The sequence below is a fragment of the Pseudomonas sp. D1HM genome, from assembly GCF_019266105.1.
Taxonomy (GTDB): domain Bacteria; phylum Pseudomonadota; class Gammaproteobacteria; order Pseudomonadales; family Pseudomonadaceae; genus Aquipseudomonas; species Aquipseudomonas taetrolens.
On the sequence record NZ_LRMN01000054.1, the window covers coordinates 1 to 393 of the forward strand.

Consider the following 393-nt stretch of genomic DNA (forward strand, 5'->3'; position numbering starts at 1 on the left):
TTCGTAGTTCGCCTGTCCATAACCCTGTTCGGCGGCACAACGTGTGTACTGCAACCCGAGATCCTCTTTTTTTCCGTAGTAGATATATAACTTGCCCAGTTCGGTCAGGGCTGCTGGATTTCCCATGCGCGCCGCCTTGTCGAGGAACGTCAGGCCATCTGTTGCCGGGTTTTTGACCCCGGCCTTGTTACCGATCATGGCGGCCATGTTGTAGAAACCCTGGGGAACGCCCAGATCGATCATGCGTTGATACAGGTCGAGAGACTTCTGCCTGTCCTGCTCGATGCTTCCCGGCCACCCCGTGCGGTACAGCGCCGCGAGGTTGTGCATGGCTTTCCAGTGATCGCGCTCGACGGCTTTGCCATAGAGCTCGACGATGCGCGCCCAGGGCCG

Annotated in this window: 1 protein-coding gene; it reads right to left on the reverse strand. The window is 58.5% G+C overall.

Annotation, left to right across the window (positions count from 1 at the left end; translation table 11 throughout):
- On the reverse strand, positions 1-393 hold a 393-nt coding region (locus AWM69_RS22690), incomplete at both ends, for a tetratricopeptide repeat protein (RefSeq protein WP_218728606.1).